19 protein-coding genes are annotated in these 17,914 nt (G+C 71.6%); 16 read left to right on the plus strand and 3 right to left on the minus strand.

Annotation, left to right across the window (positions count from 1 at the left end; genetic code table 11):
• Positions 1-7: 7 nt before the first annotated feature.
• From AMO33_RS04360 to AMO33_RS04385, 6 genes are all read left to right on the plus strand, one after another.
• Entirely contained in the window at positions 8-202 is a 195-nt protein-coding gene (locus tag AMO33_RS04360) for a ubiquitin-like protein Pup (protein ID WP_011209705.1), read from the plus strand.
• Between the two features lie 14 nt (positions 203-216).
• Positions 217-1,065 (plus strand): proteasome subunit beta, encoded by an 849-nt coding sequence (gene prcB / locus AMO33_RS04365; protein WP_050768060.1) that lies wholly within the window; start codon positions 217-219, stop codon positions 1,063-1,065.
• Positions 1,062-1,838 (plus strand): proteasome subunit alpha, encoded by a 777-nt coding sequence (gene prcA, locus AMO33_RS04370; RefSeq protein WP_060590681.1) that lies wholly within the window; start codon positions 1,062-1,064, stop codon positions 1,836-1,838. The genes prcB and prcA overlap by 4 nt, the downstream gene beginning before the upstream one ends.
• Before the next feature lie 179 nt (positions 1,839-2,017).
• The gene (gene pafA, locus AMO33_RS04375) at positions 2,018-3,376 is read left to right on the plus strand and encodes a Pup--protein ligase (RefSeq protein WP_086842913.1); all 1,359 of its coding nucleotides are present in this window, start codon (positions 2,018-2,020) and stop codon (positions 3,374-3,376) included.
• 35 nt (positions 3,377-3,411) lie between these two features.
• A complete protein-coding gene (locus AMO33_RS04380) occupies positions 3,412-3,795 on the plus strand; it encodes a nuclear transport factor 2 family protein (RefSeq protein ID WP_060590683.1) in 384 nt (127 codons plus the stop codon).
• 259 nt (positions 3,796-4,054) lie between these two features.
• Positions 4,055-4,576 (plus strand): Abi family protein, encoded by a 522-nt coding sequence (locus AMO33_RS04385; RefSeq protein WP_060590685.1) that lies wholly within the window; start codon positions 4,055-4,057, stop codon positions 4,574-4,576.
• Between the two features lie 54 nt (positions 4,577-4,630).
• On the opposite strand, the gene AMO33_RS04390 is transcribed toward AMO33_RS04385, so the two are convergent.
• Positions 4,631-4,927, minus strand: coding sequence for an MTH1187 family thiamine-binding protein (locus AMO33_RS04390; protein ID WP_011209700.1), 297 nt, complete (start codon positions 4,925-4,927; stop codon positions 4,631-4,633).
• A gap of 114 nt (positions 4,928-5,041) precedes the next feature.
• On the opposite strand from AMO33_RS04390, the gene AMO33_RS04395 reads away from it, so the two are divergent.
• The 7 genes from AMO33_RS04395 to AMO33_RS04425 all read left to right on the plus strand — a co-directional run bounded on the left by AMO33_RS04395 (position 5,042) and on the right by AMO33_RS04425 (position 13,025).
• On the plus strand, positions 5,042-6,037 hold the full coding sequence (locus tag AMO33_RS04395; RefSeq protein WP_011209699.1) for a helix-turn-helix transcriptional regulator: 996 nt from the start codon (positions 5,042-5,044) through the stop codon (positions 6,035-6,037).
• Positions 6,038-6,052: 15 nt separating this feature from the next.
• Positions 6,053-7,039: a helix-turn-helix transcriptional regulator gene (locus tag AMO33_RS04400; RefSeq protein ID WP_060590687.1), complete on the plus strand. Its 987-nt coding sequence runs from the start codon at positions 6,053-6,055 to the stop codon at positions 7,037-7,039.
• Positions 7,036-8,082 carry a 2-dehydropantoate 2-reductase gene (locus tag AMO33_RS04405; RefSeq protein WP_060590689.1) on the plus strand — a complete coding sequence of 349 codons (1,047 nt, stop codon included), beginning with the start codon at positions 7,036-7,038 and terminating at the stop codon, positions 8,080-8,082. Before AMO33_RS04400 ends, AMO33_RS04405 begins: the two co-directional genes overlap by 4 nt.
• Positions 8,083-8,187: 105 nt before the next feature.
• Complete coding sequence (gene tatA / locus AMO33_RS04410; RefSeq protein ID WP_011209696.1) at positions 8,188-8,451, plus strand: Sec-independent protein translocase subunit TatA; 264 nt, start codon at positions 8,188-8,190, stop codon at positions 8,449-8,451.
• Between the two features lie 111 nt (positions 8,452-8,562).
• A complete protein-coding gene (gene tatC, locus AMO33_RS04415) occupies positions 8,563-9,510 on the plus strand; it encodes a twin-arginine translocase subunit TatC (protein WP_060590691.1) in 948 nt (315 codons plus the stop codon).
• A 3-nt stretch (positions 9,511-9,513) separates the two neighbouring features.
• A complete protein-coding gene (locus AMO33_RS04420) occupies positions 9,514-12,213 on the plus strand; it encodes a DEAD/DEAH box helicase (protein WP_060590693.1) in 2,700 nt (899 codons plus the stop codon).
• A gap of 119 nt (positions 12,214-12,332) precedes the next feature.
• Positions 12,333-13,025: a DUF4333 domain-containing protein gene (locus AMO33_RS04425; protein WP_060590696.1), complete on the plus strand. Its 693-nt coding sequence runs from the start codon at positions 12,333-12,335 to the stop codon at positions 13,023-13,025.
• A 111-nt stretch (positions 13,026-13,136) separates the two neighbouring features.
• Here the strand turns inward: AMO33_RS04425 and AMO33_RS04430 are convergent, their stop codons facing one another.
• Positions 13,137-14,117: a 5'-3' exonuclease gene (locus tag AMO33_RS04430; RefSeq protein WP_060590699.1), complete on the minus strand. Its 981-nt coding sequence runs from the start codon at positions 14,115-14,117 to the stop codon at positions 13,137-13,139.
• A gap of 88 nt (positions 14,118-14,205) precedes the next feature.
• Between AMO33_RS04430 and AMO33_RS04435 the strand changes: the two genes are divergently transcribed.
• The gene (locus tag AMO33_RS04435) at positions 14,206-15,333 is read left to right on the plus strand and encodes a M24 family metallopeptidase (RefSeq protein WP_060590701.1); all 1,128 of its coding nucleotides are present in this window, start codon (positions 14,206-14,208) and stop codon (positions 15,331-15,333) included.
• A gap of 39 nt (positions 15,334-15,372) precedes the next feature.
• Here the strand turns inward: AMO33_RS04435 and AMO33_RS04440 are convergent, their stop codons facing one another.
• Positions 15,373-15,771: a PPOX class F420-dependent oxidoreductase gene (locus tag AMO33_RS04440; protein WP_011209690.1), complete on the minus strand. Its 399-nt coding sequence runs from the start codon at positions 15,769-15,771 to the stop codon at positions 15,373-15,375.
• Positions 15,772-15,831: 60 nt separating this feature from the next.
• On the opposite strand from AMO33_RS04440, the gene AMO33_RS04445 reads away from it, so the two are divergent.
• On the plus strand, positions 15,832-16,587 hold the full coding sequence (locus tag AMO33_RS04445) for an SDR family NAD(P)-dependent oxidoreductase (protein ID WP_011209689.1): 756 nt from the start codon (positions 15,832-15,834) through the stop codon (positions 16,585-16,587).
• 13 nt (positions 16,588-16,600) lie between these two features.
• The gene (locus AMO33_RS04450; RefSeq protein ID WP_011209688.1) at positions 16,601-17,848 is read left to right on the plus strand and encodes a bifunctional cobalt-precorrin-7 (C(5))-methyltransferase/cobalt-precorrin-6B (C(15))-methyltransferase; all 1,248 of its coding nucleotides are present in this window, start codon (positions 16,601-16,603) and stop codon (positions 17,846-17,848) included.
• Positions 17,849-17,914: the final 66 nt, after the last annotated feature.

Below are 17,914 nucleotides of genomic sequence, written 5' to 3' on the forward strand. Positions count from 1 at the left end.
GGCTGCCATGGCACAAGAGCAGACCAAGCGCACCGGAGGCGGCGACGAGGACGAGGGTTCCGCCGGTCCCGAGGCCGCGGGTCAGGAACGTCGCGAGAAGCTGGCGGAGGACACCGACGACCTGCTCGACGAGATCGATGACGTGCTCGAGGAGAATGCGGAGGACTTCGTCCGCGCCTACGTGCAGAAGGGCGGCCAGTGACAGCAGGTGACCCGATGCGTCTCCACCCGGGGCACGCGCTTTCCTCTTTCACCGAACATCTACGAGCGCTCGCGCCGGAACTGTTGGGTCCCAACAGGTTCGCAGCTCTCGACGGTGCCACCGGATCCTCCGGTGGCACCGGCGCGAAGGACATCGCCCCGCACGGCACCACCATTGTCGCGGTCAGCTACCGCGGCGGCGTGCTGATCGCCGGCGACCGGCGGGCCACCCAGGGAAACCTGTTGGCCAGCAGGGACATGGACAAGGTCTACATCACCGACACCTTCTCGGCGGCGGGCATCGCGGGCACCGCGGGCATGGCCGTGGAGCTGGTGCGGCTGTTCGCGGTCGAGCTCGAGCACTACGAGAAGATCGAGGGCGTGCCGCTCACCTTCGACGGCAAGGCCAACAAGCTGTCGAAGATGGTGCGCGACAACCTGCCCGCGGCCCTGCAGGGCCTGGCCGTGGTGCCGGTGCTGGTCGGGTACGACGAGCGCGCCGGTGACCCGGATCGGGCCGGGCGCATCGTGTCCTACGACGTCGTCGGTGGGCGCAGCGAGGAGCGGTTCGGCTACACCGCGGTCGGTTCCGGCTCGATGTTCGCCAAGACCTCGCTGAAGAAGCTGTACGCCAAGGGGATCGACCAGGCACGGGCGCTGCGCATCGCCCTGGAGTCGCTCTACGACGCCTCCGACGACGACACCGCCACCGGCGGGCCGGACCTGCTGCGCGGGATCTACCCGACGGCCGTCGTCATCGACGCCGAGGGCGCCCTGGAGGTGCCCGAGAGCAGGCTCGAGGAGATCGCCCGCGGGATCGTCGCCGATCGCACCGCGGCTCAGGAAGGGAGTGCAGGCGCATGACACTGCCGTACTACGCCTCGGCCGAGCAGATCATGCGCGACAAGACCGAGCTCGCGCGCAAGGGCATCGCTCGGGGTCGCAGTGTCGTCGTGCTGACCTACGACAAGGGTGTGCTGTTCGTGGCCGAGAACCCCTCGGCCACGCTGCACAAGGTGAGCGAGCTCTACGACCGCATCGGGTTCGCCGCCGTCGGCAAATACAACGAGTTCGAGAGCCTGCGGCGCGGCGGCATCCTGCAGGCCGACCTGCGCGGCTACCAGTACGACCGGCGCGACGTGACCGGCCGGGCATTGGCCAACGCCTACGCGCAGGCGCTGGGCACGGTGTTCAACGACCAGCTCAAGCCGTTCGAGGTGGAGATCTGTGTCGCCGAGGTCGGCTACCCGGAGCAGTCGCCGGAGGCGGTGCTGTACCGGATCAACTTCGACGGCGCGATCGTCGACGAGCGCGAGTTCGTGGTGATGGGCGGTACCACCGAGCCCATCGTCGCCGCGCTGAAGGACTCCTACCAGCCGGGCCTGGACCTGAGCTCGGCGGTGGGCGTCGCGGTGCAGGCGCTGCAGGCCTCCGGCCCGGAGGGCGCCGACAAGGAGAAGCGCACGATCGGCGTCTCCCAGCTGGAGGTGGCCACCCTGGAGCAGGCCCGCCCGCGCCGGGCGTTCCGGCGGGTCACCAAGACCGCGCTCGAGCAGTTGCTGGCCGGCAACGGCGTCGACACCTCGGTGGGCAAGGCGACCACCACGGTGGAGTTGCCGGAGGAGCCCGCGGAGTAGTCCGGGGGCGTCGCACCACCCGCTCCGGGCCCGTGCGCGAACACTGGTTCGCGCGCGGGCCCGAGCCGTGTGCGCGGCCGGTGAACCGGGCAAACCACCCCGAATCGTTGCCAAGCCGTATGCGGTGCTGTTGTCCGCACCGCCCCGCCGGGGCCCGACATGGCTGTAATGTCGAAGATGTGCAGCGACGAATCATGGGGATCGAGACCGAGTTCGGTGTGACATGCACCTTCCACGGTCACCGTCGGCTGTCCCCCGACGAAGTTGCCCGGTACCTGTTCCGCCGGGTGGTGTCCTGGGGCCGTAGCTCGAACGTGTTCCTCCGCAACGGTGCTCGCCTCTACCTCGACGTCGGCTCGCATCCCGAGTACGCCACCGCCGAGTGCGACAGCCTGCACCAGCTGGTCACCCACGATCGCGCCGGTGAGCGGGTGCTCGAGGAGCTGCTCATCGACGCCGAGCAGCGGCTGGCCGAGGAGGGTATCGGCGGCGACATCTACCTGTTCAAGAACAACACCGACTCGGCGGGCAACTCCTACGGCTGCCACGAGAACTTCCTGGTGGTGCGGGCCGGCGAGTTCTCCCGGATCTCCGACGTGCTGCTGCCGTTCCTGGTCACCCGCCAGCTGATCTGCGGCGCGGGAAAGGTGTTGCAGACCCCGAAGGCGGCCACGTTCTGCCTGTCGCAGCGCGCCGAGCACATCTGGGAGGGCGTCTCCTCGGCGACCACCCGCTCGCGCCCGATCATCAACACCCGCGACGAGCCGCACGCCGACGCCGAGAAGTACCGGCGCCTGCACGTCATCGTCGGCGACTCCAACATGTCCGAGACCACCACCATGCTCAAGGTGGGCACGGCGGCGCTGGTGCTGGAGATGATCGAGGCGGGCGTGGCCTTCCGCGACTTCGCCCTCGACAACCCGATCCGCGCCATCCGCGAGGTCAGCCACGACCTCACCGGCCGCCGCCCGGTGCGGTTGGCGGGCGGCCGCCAGGCCAGCGCCCTCGACATCCAGCGCGAGTACTACGCGCGCGCCGTCGAGCACCTGCGCAACCGCGACCGCGATCCGCAGATCGACCAGGTCGTCGACCTGTGGGGGCGCGCCTTGGACGCGGTGGAGGCGCAGGACTTCGCCAAGGTCGACACCGAGATCGACTGGGTGATCAAGCGCAAGCTGTTCCAGCGCTACCAGGACCGCTACGACATGGAGCTGTCCGATCCCAAGATCGCCCAGCTGGACCTGGCCTACCACGACATCAAGCGCGGTCGCGGCGTGTTCGACCTGCTGCAGCGCAAGGGCCTGGCCAAGCGGATCACCGAGGACGAGGCGGTCGACGCGGCCGTGGACACCCCGCCCCAGACGACCAGGGCCAAGCTGCGCGGTGACTTCATCACCGCCGCGCAGGAGGCGGGCCGCGACTTCACCGTCGACTGGGTGCACCTCAAGCTGAACGATCAGGCCCAGCGCACCGTGCTGTGCAAGGATCCGTTCCGCTCGGTCGACGAGCGGGTGGACCGGCTGATCGCCTCGATGTGACGCGTGAGCGGGACGCGCGTGGATACTCTGCGGGCATGACCGACACGGACGTTCTCGACGAGCTGCTCGCGGTCGAACGCGCCGGGTGGGATGCGCTGTGCGCGAGTACGGGCGCCCGCTTCTACGGCGCGGTGATGACCGACGACGCGGTGATGGTGCTGGCCAACGGGATGATCCTCGATCGCGACGGCGTGGTCGCCGCGCTCGAGCACGCCCCGCCCTGGCGCACCTACGAGATCCAGGAGCCGCGCGTGATCGACGCCGGTTCCGAGAGCGCGGTGCTGGTCTATCTGGGCATCGGCTACCGCGACGCCGCCGAGCCCGCCTTCCGTGGCTGGATGACCAGCGTCTACCGCCGCACGGCCGACGGCTGGCGACTGGCCGCCTACCAGCAGACCGAACTCGCCGAGGACCGCTAGCGGCAGGTGGACCGGGGTGTCGCTCATCGGTGCGGACGGCGGTTGCGCCGGACGTGTTGAATCGGGACCCGGTGCGCGCCGAAATCACCGCGAGCGCGGGTGCGGCCGGCCGGAACGCGAATCGCTCGCGGTGAGAGATCGTCGAGCGCGTCATCGCAGAAGCCGTGCGTCGTGCCAGTCTGGTCGCACTACATCCCCCACGCCTCTCGACGATGCGCACTTGGGGGATTTTCTCTGTCCTGGAGCAGGAGAAGCGCCGATGGCTCGTCCGCTGCGGCCGCGCGGATCACTACGTTTCGAGAAGCCGCCGCTGGGTCTCGACGACCTCGTGGACCGCCTCGTCGACCGCGGGCTCGCCGTACCCGATCGGGATCGGGCGCGGCGGTACTTGCGGCACATCGGCTACTACCGGCTTTCCCCGTACACGATTCCGTTCCAGCGGGGCGGGCCCGACCACCTCTTCCGTTCCGGAACGGGCTTCGACGATGTCGTGGACCTCTACGTCTTCGACCGGGCGCTGCGTCTGCTGGTCATGGATGCGCTCGAGCGGGTCGAGGTCGCGGTTCGCGCGGCGTTGACCGACCACATGTCGACGACCTACGGCGACTCGCACTGGTACATCGACGCGTCGCACTCGGTCCGCGAGTCGGTTTCCCCGCGCAGTGGGTGGGCACGCAGGCTCCACCGGCTGCTCGGCGCGAGGCCGCCGATGAATCTGCGCGGCATGGGTGTTCCGGTCGACTGGGCCGACGACCCGTTCTGGAGCCGGCGGATCTCCTGACCGAGCCGGCCGCGGGGGCACCCGCCGCCGCGGCGCTCGGGCGGTGCGCGGCGGCTAGTCCTCGGCGAGGTGGCGTTCGATGGTGGCGACCTTGGCCGTCATCGCGTCGGTGACGCCGGGGCGGATGTCGGCCTTGAGCACGAGGCTGCAGCGGGGGGCGACGGCGAGGATGGCGTCGGTGGCCTCTTTGACGACGCGCATCACCTCGTCCCATTCGCCCTCGAGGGTGGTGAACATGGCGTCGGTGCGGTTGGGCAGGCCGCTGGCGCGCACCACGCGCACGGCCTCGGCCACGGCCTTGCCGACCTCGACGCCGGTGCCGAGCGGGGTGACGGAGAAGGCAACGATCATCCGCCCATTCTCGCGCACCCGATGTCGCCGCCGGGCGGGCAAAAGCTGGGCAAGTGACCGGGCAATCGCGCGCCGCCGCGCACACCGCCGGGCAGGCGGATTACCCTCTATCGCGTGGCGATATCCAAGGTCGAGCGGCTGATGAATCTGGTCATCGCGCTGCTGTCGACCCGTCAGTTCCTGACCGCCGAGCGGATCCGGGAGAGTGTCGCGGGCTACGAGGACTCCGCCAGCGACGAAGCGTTCAGCCGCATGTTCGAGCGCGACAAGAACGAGCTGCGCGACCTGGGCATTCCGCTCGAGGTCGGCCCGGTCAGCCGGTTCTCCACGGTCGAGGGCTACCGCATCAACCCCGACGCCTACGCGCTGCCCGACATCGACCTCACCGACGAGGAGGCCGCCGCGGTGGCGGTGGCGGTGCAGTTGTGGGAGTCGCCGGAGCTGGCGGCCGCCGCCGAGGGCGCGGTGCTGAAGTTGCGGGCGGCGGGCATCCATGTCGAAACCGAGGCGCCGGTGGCATCGGTGCCCGCGGTTCCGGCGCGCACCCGCGGTTCCGAACCGGTGCTCGGCAAACTCCTGGCGGCGATCGACGCCGGGCAGGCGGTGCGCTTCGAGCATCGCGGCGCGGCGAACGAGCCGTTCCGGATGCGCGATGTGGAGCCGTGGGGCGTGGTGACCCATCGCGGGCGGTGGTATCTGGTCGGGCACGATCGCGACCGCGACGCGGTGCGCAGCTTCCGGCTCTCCCGCATCGCCGACGACGTGACCCCGTACGGCCCGCGCAACGCCGTGCACAAGCCGGAGGGCGTGGACCTGCGCGCCATCGTCGCGCGGGTGACCAGCACCAGCCCGGTCACCGGCACGGCGACCGTCTGGGTCGCCGACGGGCGCGGCCGGGACATCCGCAGGCTCGGCACCGTGCGGGAATCCCGCGTGGTGGCCGGGCGTCCCGGCGTCGTGCTCGAGGTGCCGGTGCGCTCGCGGGACTGGATCGCCCGCCTGGTGACCGGCCTCGGCCAGGACGCTCTGGTGCTCGCCCCCGCGGATCTGCGCGCCGACGTGATGGCCCGGCTGCGGGCGGTCGCCGAGACCACCGAGGCGCCGGCATGACCTGGAAGGGACGCCATGAGCGGTAGCAGACTGTCGGTGCGGCTCTCGCGGCTGCTCAACATGATCCCGTACTTCATCGCCAACCCGGGTATCAGCGCCGCCGAGGCCGCCGCCGACCTGGGCGTGAGCACCAAGCAGCTGATGAGCGACCTGAACCAGCTGTGGATGTGCGGGCTGCCCGGGTACGGGCCCGGAGACCTGATCGACCTGTCCTTCTCCGAGGAGAGCATCGAGGTCACCTTCTCCGCGGGCATCGACCGCCCGCTGCGGCTGACCTCCACCGAGGCGACCGCGCTGCTGGTGGCGTTGCGCTCGATCGTGGAGATGCCCGGCATGGTCGACCCGACCGCCGCGCACGCCGCGATCGCCAAGATCGAGTCGGCCATCGCGGGTGGCGCCCCCGACGCGGCGCCGGTGGCGGCGGCGCCGAGCGCGCCGGTGGAGGCGCCCGCGGTGACGACGGTGCGTTCGGCGCTGGCCCGCGCGCACGCGCTGCGGCTGGTCTACTACTCGGCCAGCCGCGACGAGGTCTCCGAGCGGGTGGTGGACCCGATCCGCATCCTGCTCGTCGACGACAACAGCTACCTGCAGGCCTGGTGCCGCGACGCCGAGGCGGTGCGCCTGTTCCGCTTCGACCGGATCGAGGCGGCCACCGAGCTCGACGAACCGGCGCGGCCCCCGCGCGATGTCTCCACCGAGGCCGCCCTCGACCTGTTCCAGGACGACCCGGCCGTTCCGCTGGCGCGCCTGCTCATCCGGGCCGACCACGGCTGGTTGCTCGACCAGTACCCGATGCACAAGGTGGCCGCGCGCCCGGACGGCGGCATCGAGGCGACCATGCGGTTCGCCACGCTGGACTGGATGGCCCGGCTGCTGCTCGGTTTCGGGTCCGGTGTGCGGGTGCTCGGGCCGCCGGAGCTGGTGGCCGCGGTGCGCGAGCGGTCCGAGGCCGCGCTCGCCGCCTATCGGGACGCGGGTCTCGCGGAAACGGACGTGGTGTGAGCGAGACGGAGGAGCCGACCCGGCGGGTGCTGGTGTTCGGGGCGGGCAGCGTGGGCGTGTTCGTCGGCGGCAAGCTCGCCGCCGCCGGCGCCGAGGTGACCTTCGTGGGCAGGCCGTGGTTGATCGAGGAGATCACCGCCGCCGGACTGCACCTGACCGACCTCGACGGCGGCGCGCAGGACGTGACGCCGGACCGGTTCCGGGTGGCGACCGAACCGGACGACGTGGGCTGCGCCGATCTGGTGCTGGTGACGGTGAAGTCCGGGGCCACGGCCGACGCGGCCAGGGCGCTGGCGGACAAGATCCGGCCGGGCACCGTGGTGCTGAGCCTGCAGAACGGCATCGGCAACGACACCGTGATCCGGGAGATCCTGCCGTCGTGTGTGGTGCTGGCGGGCATGGTGATGTTCAACGTGGTGCGGCACGGGCCCGGCCGGTTCCATCGCGGCACCGAGGGCGGGCTGGCCGTGCAGGACGATCCGGCGCTGGCCGACCACCTCGCGCTGTTCGATCGCGCCGGACTGCCGTTGCGCAGGCACGCCGACCTGCGCCCGGTGCAGTGGGCCAAACTGCTGCTGAACCTGAACAACCCGGTCAACGCGCTGTCCGGGCGCACGTTGCGCGAGGAACTCGCCGACCGGGACTACCGCCGCTGCCTGGCGCTGGCCCAGCGCGAGGCGCTGACTGTGATGAAGCGCGCACGGATGAGTCCGGCGCGGCTCACCCCGCTGCCACCGGCGCTGATGGCGCGGTTGCTCACCGTGCCGACGTGGCTGTTCCGGGCGGTCGCGGGCCGGGTACTGGCCATCGATCCGCACGCGCGCTCCTCGATGGCCGACGACCTCGCGGCCGGACGGCGCACCGAAATCACCTGGTTGTGTGGCGAAATCGTGGATCTCGGTGCGATGGTCGGGGTGCGGGCGCCGGTCAACGAACGGCTGATCCAGCTGATCGTCGCGGCCGAGCAGGGCGGCCGACGGGACTGGCCGTCCGGGGAGTTGCTGGCCGAGCTGCGAGCGGCCGGATCGACCACGCGACAGTGAAGTCTCGGTGAACTCACCGTGAGTGTTCGCAGTGGCCCCGGAGCCGCCGTTCGGCCACGTCGGGGTCCGGTAGCATCGGAACCACCACAGTCTTGGGAGGTACAGATGTCAGGCACGTTCAGCTGGACGCACCTGCTGATCATCGCGCTGCTGTTCGTGGTGCTCTTCGGTGCCAAGCGGCTGCCGGACGCGGCCCGTGGGCTCGGGCGCTCGCTGCGGATCTTCAAGAGCGAGGTCAACCAGATGCAGCACGAGACCCCGCAGGCGAATGCCGCGCCGGTGCAGCAGCCCGCGCAGCAGTTGCCGCCGGCGCAGCCCGCGCAGGCCCCGGCCCAGCCGGTCAACCAGGCCGAGCAGAAGTCGGCCTGAGTCGAATGCTCCCACCGGGGTGAGCCGCCGCTCACCCCGGTCAGTGCTGTTCGGCGGTAGAAACAGGCGTTCGCCCACCCGCGGCGCTCGAGCACAGGGGCAACCACTTCGATGCGAATCCCGTTCGATCCTCGGCGCAGCAGGCGCAGGACGAATCCCGACGGCACCATGTCGTTGGTCGAACACCTGCAGGAGTTGCGCAGCAGGCTGCTGAAGTCGATCGCGGCCGTGCTGCTGACCACGATCTTCGGCTTCTTCTGGTACGCGCACACCCTCGGGCCGATTCCGAGCCTCGGCGACATGCTGATCGGTCCGTACTGTTCCCTGCCGCCGGAGGCACGCGCGACGCTGACCCCCGACGGTGCCTGCCGCCTGCTGGCGACCGCCCCGTTCGAGCAGTTCATGCTGCGCCTCAAGGTCGGCTTCACCGCCGGTGTCGTGCTGGCCACGCCGATCTGGCTGTACCAGCTGTGGGCGTTCATCACCCCCGGCCTCTACGCCAAGGAACGCAAGTACGCGATCAGCTTCGTCACCGCGGGCAGTGTGCTGTTCACCGCCGGTGCGGTGCTGGCGTACGTGGTCGTCGCGCACGCGTTGAGCTTTCTGCTCGAGATCGGCAACAACGCGCAGATCACCGCGCTGAGCGGTGCGCAGTACTTCGGCTTCATCATCCAGCTGCTGATCATCTTCGGCGTCAGCTTCGAGACGCCGCTGTTGATCATCGGGCTCAACGCCGTCGGCGTGCTCACCTACGACAAGCTCAAGGCCTGGCGGCGCGGCATCATCTTCGGCCTGTTCTGCTTCGCCGCGGTGGTGACCCCGCAGGACCCGTTCTCGATGCTGGCACTGGCGTTCGCGCTGACCATCCTGTTCGAGGTGGCGGTGCAGATCGCGCGGCTCACCGACCGGCGCCGCGCGCGCAAGGCGGCGATGGCGGCGCTGGCCGACGACGAGGCGTCACCGATCGAGCAGCCCGAGCCGATCGACCCGGCCGCTGCCTTCGGCGAGCCGGCCGGAAAATCGGCACGACCGGTGTCGGACTACTCCGATACGCTCTGAACGGTGACGATCAACCGGTCCCGCACAGGCGAGCTGGCCAGGTTCTCCCAGGAGCTGTCGTTCGATCTGGACCCGTTCCAGCGCGAAGCGTGTCAGGCGCTGGAGGCCGGGCACGGCGTGCTGGTGTGCGCGCCCACCGGCGCGGGCAAGACCGTCGTCGGTGAGTTCGCGGTGCATCTGGCGCTGGTGTCCGGCGGCAAGTGCTTCTACACCACCCCGATCAAGGCCCTGTCGAATCAGAAGTTCGCCGACCTCACCCGCCGGTACGGGCGTGCGAGCGTCGGCCTGCTCACCGGCGACCAGTCGATCAACCCGGACGCGCCGGTGGTGGTGATGACCACCGAGGTGCTGCGCAACATGCTCTACGCGTCCTCGGACGCGTTGCGCGGGCTGTCCTACGTGGTGATGGACGAGGTGCACTACCTGGCCGACCAATTCCGTGGCGCGGTGTGGGAGGAGGTCATCCTGCACCTGCCCGCCGACGTGCGCCTGGTCAGCCTGTCGGCGACGGTCAGCAACGCCGAGGAGTTCGGCGCGTGGATGGAGACCGTGCGCGGTGACACCGCCGTCGTCGTGGACGAGACGCGCCCGGTGCCGCTGTGGCAGCACGTGATGGTCGGGCGGCGCATGTTCGACCTGTTCGACACCAAGTCCAGTGATCAGAAGGTGATCGTGGACGAGGACCTGGTGCGCTACATCCGCCACCGCGAGCAGGCCGACCGGATCAACGGCTGGGGCGGTCCGCGCGGTCGCGGCGGGCCGCGGCGCGACTTCCGCCCGCTGCCGCGACCGGAGGTGCTGGCCCGGCTCGACGAGGAAGGGCTGCTGCCGGCGATCACGTTCATCTTCAGCCGCGCGGGGTGCGACGGGGCGTTGGCGCAGTGCCTGCGGTCGCGGCTGGACCTGAGCCGTCCCGAGGACGCCGACGAGATCGACGCGATCATCGAGAAGCACACCGGCGAACTGCCGAAGTCCGACCTGGAGGTGCTCGGCTACTGGGAGTGGCGCGAGGCGCTGCACCGCGGCCTGGCCGCCCACCACGCGGGCATGCTGCCCGCGTTCCGGCACACCGTCGAGGAGTTGTTCGTGCGCGGGCTGGTCCGCGCGGTCTTCGCCACCGAGACGCTGGCGCTCGGCATCAACATGCCCGCGCGCACGGTGGTGCTCGAGCGGCTGGTGAAGTTCAACGGCGAATCGCACGCCGAACTCACCCCGGGGGAGTACACCCAGCTCACCGGACGCGCCGGGCGGCGCGGGATCGACGTCGAGGGCCACGCCGTGGTGCTGTGGCAGCCGGAGGTCGACACCAGCGCGGTCGCCGGTCTGGCCTCGACCCGCACCTACCCGCTGCGCAGTTCGTTCCGGCCCGGCTACAACATGTCGATCAACCTCATCGACCGGATGGGCGCGGCGGAGGCGCGGGCACTGCTGGAGCGCTCCTTCGCGCAGTTCCAGGCCGACCGCTCGGTGGTGGGCCTGGTGCGTGGCATCGAGCGCAACGAGGCACAGCTGGCCAGGTTGCGCGATCAGCTCGGCGGCGCCGAGGGCGGCTTCCTGGACTACATCGCGCTGCGCGAACGCATCAAGCAGCGCGAGCGGCAGCTGGCGCAGCAGAGCCGGGCCGACCGCCGCGGCGCCGCGGTACGGGCACTGACCACGCTGCGGCGCGGTGACGTGGTCGCGATTCCGTCGGGGCGCCGTGCCGGCCTGGCGGTGATCCTCGAACCCGACGCCACCCCGCACGATCCGCGTCCGCTGGTGCTCACCGAGGACAAGTGGGCCGGGCGGGTGTCGGTGGCGGACTTCCCCGTGCCCGCCGAGGCGCTGGGCCACATGCGGCTGCCGCGGCGCGTCGACCACCGCACCGCGCGCGCCCGCCGCGACCTGGCTTCGGCGCTGCGCAGCACCGGGATCACCGCGCCGGGCAGGCAGCGCCGGGGCAGGCACTCCGACGCCGCCGAGGACCGCGAGCTGGCCACCCTGCGCCGCACCTTGCGCGCCCATCCGGCGCATGCGCGGCCCGACCGCGAACAGCTCAGCCGCGTCGGCGAACGCTACAACCGGATGCTGCGCGAGACCGAGACCATGCGCCAGAAGGTCGCCGCCACCACCAACTCGCTGGCGCGCACCTTCGACCGCATCCTCGGATTGCTGGAGGAGCGCGGTTTCGTGCACGAGGGCGAGGTGACCGCCGACGGGCGCAGGCTGGCCCGGATCTACGCCGAGAGCGACCTGGTGGTCGCCGAATGCCTGCGCCGCGGGGTGTGGCGCGGGCTCGGGCCGGCCGAGCTGGCCGGGGTGGTGTCGGTGCTGGTGTACGAATCCCGCCAGGAGGGCGGCTATCTGGGCCCGGCGGGTCCGACACCGCCGGTGCGGCGGGCGGTCGGCGCGACCGTGGACGTGTGGAGCGAGCTGCGCACCGACGAGGCCAGGCACAAGCTGCCGCCCACCCGGGAGCCGGACCTCGGTTTCGTCACCGGCGTCTACAAGTGGGCGCGCGGGGACGGATTGGCCGAGGCGTTGCTGGCCGGCGGCGATCAGGGCGTGCCGCTCTCGGCGGGCGATTTCGTGCGCTGGTGCAGGCAGGTGATCGACCTGCTCGACCAGATCCAGGGCACCGCCGACGACACCGAGGTGGCGAGCACGGCGGCCAAGGCGGTGCGTGCCATCCGGCGGGGTGTCGTGGCGGTGGACGCCGCATAGCGGATTCGGTTGTGATTTGATTTCTTTCGCGTACCGACCGAGGCGGAGGAGTCGTGCTGTGCGACGAGACGCCGGCGGGGGGCTACCGTATGAATAACGATGCGAGTGGAGGCAATCAGATGAGCGGCCCGTACGGACCGAACGACCCCGGGGAGGGACGCAACGATCCCACCCAAGTGTGGGGCGGACAGCAGGCACCCGGTGGCGCGGGCCCGACCCAGCAGTGGGGTGGCCAGAACCCTCCGTCGCAGCCCACCCAGCAGTGGGGTGACCCGAACCAGCAGGCCCAGCAGCAGTGGTCGCAGACGCCGGGCCAGCCGCAGCAGCAGTGGGGTCAGCCCGCGCAGCCGCAGCAGCAGTGGGGCCAGACCCCGGGGCAGCCGCAGGCCCAGTGGGGTCAGCCTGCGCCGGGGCAGCCGGGTCAGCCGCCGCAGTGGGGTCAGCCCGGGCAGCCGCAGCAGCAGTGGGGTCAGCCGGGTCAGCAGCCGCCGCGTTCGGGTGGCGGCAAGAAGGGCCTGATCATCGGCCTGGCCGCGGTCGGCGTGCTGGTGCTCGGCGGCATCGTCGCCTTGGTGCTGCTGCTCACCGCCACCGACAAGCTGGACCAGGCCGCCGTCCAGGACGGGGTGAAGCAGGTCCTCACCGACTCCTACGGCATCACCGACGTCTCCGACGTCTCCTGCCCGTCCGGCCAGAAGGTCGAGGTCGACGCGACCTTCGAGTGCACCCTGAAGGTCAGCGGCGAGCAGAAGAAGGTCAACATCAAGATCACCAAGGACGATGGCACCTACGAGGTCGGCCGCCCCAACTGAGTGATCACCGACGGCCGCGCGAGCGGCCGGGGGCAGGGGATTCGAGCCCGCGGAACGGTCTGGTCGATCAGGCGTCCGCGGGCTCGGTCGTGCGCGCGGTGTCGCCCGGTCTCACCCCCGCGGTGCGGCCATGGCCTTGATCAGCCGCTGGACCGGGCTCTCGGCGTTGTAGCGCGTGCCGAGGTCGAGCAGGCGGTCGCGGTCGGCGGGCTCGGTGGGCAGGGTGTCGGGACGCGACAGGTCGACGGTGGCGTCGCGCACCACGCGCACCACCGGTGCGGCGGCTTTCAGATAGTCCTCGGCGGCACGGAGTTTCGCGCGGACGCCGGGAGCGAGGTCGGCGTCGGCGTCCTCGACGGCCGCGCACAGCGCCTCCAGCGACCCGAAGCGGGAGATCAGCGTGGCCGCCGACTTGTCGCCGATCCCGGGCACGCCGGGCAGCCCGTCGGAGGCGTCGCCGCGCAGGGTCGCCATGTCGGCGTAGGCGGGGCCGGCGTTCTCCAGCGGCACACCGTACTTGGCCGACACCTCGGCGGGGCCGAACAGCTCGGCTTTGGCCAGGCCGCGTCCGGCGTAGAACACGCGCACCGGCGGGGCGGGGTCGTCGCGGACCAGTTGCAGCAGGTCGCGGTCGCCGCTGACGACCACCACATCGTCGTCGCGTTCCCGGTCGGCGAGGGTGCCGAGCACGTCGTCGGCCTCGAGCCCGGCGGCGCCGCCGGTGGCGATGCCCGCGGCGGCGAGCACGTCCAGGATCATGTCCACCTGGGGGGTGAGCCGGTCGGGCACCAGTTCGGCGGTCGGGTCGCCGGAGGGGTCGAGGCGGTGGGTCTTGTAGGAGGGCACCAGCTCGACCCGGAAGGCGGGCCGCCAGTCCAGGTCGAGCGCGACGACCAGCCTGCCCGGCCCGAATCGGGTGATCAGCGAGGCGACCATGTCGGTGAAGCCGCGCACCGCGTTGACCGACCGCCCGTCGGGGGCGGTGAGCTTGTCCGGGATGGCGTGGAAGGCGCGGAACCAGAGACTGGCGCCGTCCAGCAACAGCAGCGGGCCGGGCGTTGTCGCAGCGGGGGTCGTCGCAGCAGGGGTCACGGCCCGAGGTTACCGCCGGGCACCGACGCCGGATCCACCACTCGCCGTGGCGGGTCGATCGGTGCCGCGGCGGGTAACGTCGACTGGTATGAGTTCGCACACGCACGCCAGGTTCGCCGCGGATGTCTACGCCGACCGGTTGGAGCGGGCCGTGGAGTCGATGCGCGCCGCGCACCTCGACGCCCTGCTCATCACCCCCGGCCCCGATCTGCGCTACCTCGTCGGTTCGGCCGCCCAGTCCTTCGAACGGCTGACCTGCCTGGTGATCACCTCCGACGGCGCCACCCCGTCGGTGGTGATCCCGAAGCTGGAGCTGGCCGCGCTGGCCGATTCGGCGGTGGGCGAGCTGGGCCTGCGGGTGCTGGACTGGGTCGATGGTGTGGACCCCTATCAGCTGGTGCGGTCGACCCTGCACGCCGGGTCCCGCGTAGCGGTGGCCGACGCGATGCCCGCGCTGCACCTGATCCCGCTGGCGGCCTCGTTCAGCGGCCTGCCGGTCTCGGCGACGCCGGTGCTGCGGGAGCTGCGGATGATCAAGGACGCCGCCGAGATCGAGGCGTTACGCCGGGCGGGCGCCGCCATCGACCGCGTGCACGCCAGGATGGGGGAGTTCCTCCAGGTCGGCCGCACCGAGGCGGAGGTGGGCGCCGACATCGCGGCCGCGCTCGTCGAGGAGGGGCATCTGGAGGCCGATTTCGTCATCGTCGGCAGCGGCCCGCACGGCGCCGACCCGCACCACGGGGTGTCCCAGCGGCGGATCGAGCGCGGTGACGTGGTGGTGATCGATATCGGCGGCCCGGTGGAGCCCGGCTACTTCTCCGACTGCACCCGCACCTATTCGATGGGCGAACCCGCCTCCGAGATCGCGGCCCGGTTCGCCGAGCTCGAGCGTGCCCAGGCCGCGGCGGTGGCCGCGGTCCGGCCCGGCGTCACCGCCGAGTCGGTGGACGCGGCCGCGCGGAACCTGTTGACCGAGGCCGGTTTCGGTGACGCGTTCGTGCACCGCACCGGGCACGGCATCGGGCTGTCGGTGCACGAGGAGCCCTACATCGTGGCGGGCAACGACCTGCCGCTGCGCCCGGGCATGGCGTTCAGCATCGAACCGGGCATCTACTTCCGCGGGGAGTGGGGTGCCCGGATCGAGGACATCGTGGTGGTCACCGAGGACGGCTGCGAGTCGATGAACAACCGCCCGCACGGGCTCACGGTGCTCTGAGCGGGGATCGATTCGGCCGGGCGGACCCGCGACCCGGTGTCAGCGCAGCGTGCTCGACGACAGCACCTTGGCTACCCGGATCGCGATGACGACGCGGGTCGGGTTCTCCCGCGGCACCCGGTAGCGGCCCGCGTAGCGGTGTTCGGCGTCGGCGACGCTGTCCGGGTCGTCCAGGACGGTGGCCGGGCCCTCGAGGGTGAGCCAGCGCGCGCCGTCGACCTGGCTGACGGCCGCGTAGCCGGAGCGGCGCACGTTGCGCACCTTCACCGAGCCGTCGTTGGTGATGATCCGGGCGATCCCGGCCTCGGGGTCCCAGGTGAATCCGACGGCGACCACGTGCGGGGTGCCGTCGGCCCGCAGCGTGGTGAGGGTGGCCAGGTGCCGCTCGGCGACGAATGCGGTGGCGGCGGGCGTCAGTTCGGCGGTGGTGGTCGGCATCCGTCGACGGTAGCCGGTGCGCGGGTGGCGGCGGGTGGCCGGGATGACAGACTGGGCCGCATGGGATCGCGAGAGATCGACGCGGGCGCGGTGCTGCTGCTCGGTGGACGCAGTGAGATGGGTGTGCGGATCGCGCAGCGGCTGGCCCCGGGGCGGACGGTGATTCTGGCGGCGCGGCGCAGCGGCGAGCTGGCCGAGGAGAGCGCCGCGGTGCGTGCGGCCGGGGCCGGCGCGGTGCACACCGTCGAATTCGATGCCGACGACACCGCGAGCCACCCGGCCCTGCTGGAGAAGATCGCCGCCGAACACGGCCCGCTCGGGGTGGTGGTGCTGGCCTTCGGTGTCCTGGGCGACCAGGCCCGCGCCGAACACGACCCCGCGCACGCGCTGGCGGTCGTGCACACCGACTATCTCGCCCAGGTCAGCGTGCTCACCACCGTCGCGACCCTGCTGCGCGCTCAGGGCAGCGGGCAGATCGTGGTGTTCAGCTCGGTGGCGGGGGTGCGGGTGCGCCGCGCCAACTACGTCTACGGCTCGGCCAAGGCGGGCCTGGACGGCTTCGCCTGCGGCCTCGGGGACGCCCTGCACGGCAGCGGCGTGCACCTGCTGCTGGTGCGGCCCGGTTTCGTGATCGGCCGGATGACCGAGGGCATGGACCCGGCGCCGTTCTCCAGCACCCCCGATCAGGTGGCCGAGGCGGTCGAGCGCGGCCTGCGCCGGCGCGCGGAGACGGTGTGGGTGCCGCGGGTGCTCGCGCCGGTGTTCTTCGGGATGCGGCTGCTGCCGCGGTTCGTCTGGCGGCGGATGCCGCGATGAGCCTGCTCGACCGATGCGGGGGGAGCGGACGGCGGTGAGCGGGTGGCCGGGACGCCCCATCGCGGTCGTCGGGATCGGCGCGGACGGCTGGGCCGGGCTCGGGGCGGCCGCGCGCGCCGCGCTCGCCGAGGCCGAGGTCGTGTTCGGGTCGGCCCGGCAGCTGGCCCTGCTGCCCGTGGACTGCCCGGCGCAGCGCCGGGCCTGGCCCGCGCCGCTGCTGCCCGCGCTGCGTGAGCTGTTGCTCGCCTGTGCGGACCGGCGGGTGGGCGTGCTGGCCTCCGGCGATCCGATGTTCTTCGGCATCGGGGTGACGTTGGCGCGGATGTTCGGCGCCGACGCGCTGCGGGTGCTGCCGCAACCGTCGTCGGCGTCGTTGGCGTGCGCGCGCCTGGGCTGGCCGCTGGCCGAGGTGCCGGTGGTGAGCGTCGTGGGGCGGCCGCAGGCGGGTGTGCTGCCGGAGTTGAGCGACGGGCGACGCCTGCTGGTGCTCAGCGCCGACGAGACGACCCCGGCGGCGCTCGCGCATCTGTTGCGCGCCAACGGTTTCGGCGGATCCCGGCTGACCGTGCTCGAACAACTCGGCGGCCCGGACGAACGCATCGTCACCGGCACGGCGGCCGACTGGCCGCGCCGCAGCGGCGATCCGCTCAACATCGTCGCGATCGAGTGCGCCGCCGACCCCGCCGCCGTGCGGCTGACCCGCACGCCCGGCCTGCCCGACGCGAGTTTCGGCGGCGACGGCCAGCTCACGAAGGCCGAGGTCCGCGCGCTCACCCTCGCGGCCCTCGCACCCGCCCCCGGGGAACTGTTGTGGGACATCGGCGGCGGCTCCGGCAGCATCGCGATCGAGTGGTGCCGCACCCACCCCGCCTGCCGGGCGGTCACCTTCGAACGGCTGGACCGCCGCCGCGAGCAGATCGGGCGCAACGCCGAGGCCCTCGGCGTGCCGCAGGTGGTGGTGCGCGGTGAGGTGATGGCCGAACTCGCCGCCGATCCCGGAGCGGCGCCCGACGCGATCTTCGTCGGCGGCGGCCTCACCCAGGACGGTCTGCTCGATACTTGCTGGGATCGGCTGCGTCCCGGCGGCCGGCTCGTCGCCAACGCCGTCACCGCCGAAACCGAGGCGTTGCTGGTCGATTCGGCCGCGCGCCGCGGCGGTGCGTTGCGCAAGTTCCAGATCTATCGCGCCGAGCCGCTCGGCGGTTTCACCGCCTGGCGCCCGCAGCTGCCGGTCGCGCAGTGGTCGGTGGTGAAAGCGTGAAACACCGGCGCGGCGGCGGTAGGGTCGGACGCGTGATCCGATCGTTATCGGAATTCCGTGTCATCT

This window comes from Nocardia farcinica (genome assembly GCF_001182745.1).
In the GTDB taxonomy this organism is placed as follows: Bacteria; Actinomycetota; Actinomycetes; order Mycobacteriales; family Mycobacteriaceae; genus Nocardia; species Nocardia farcinica.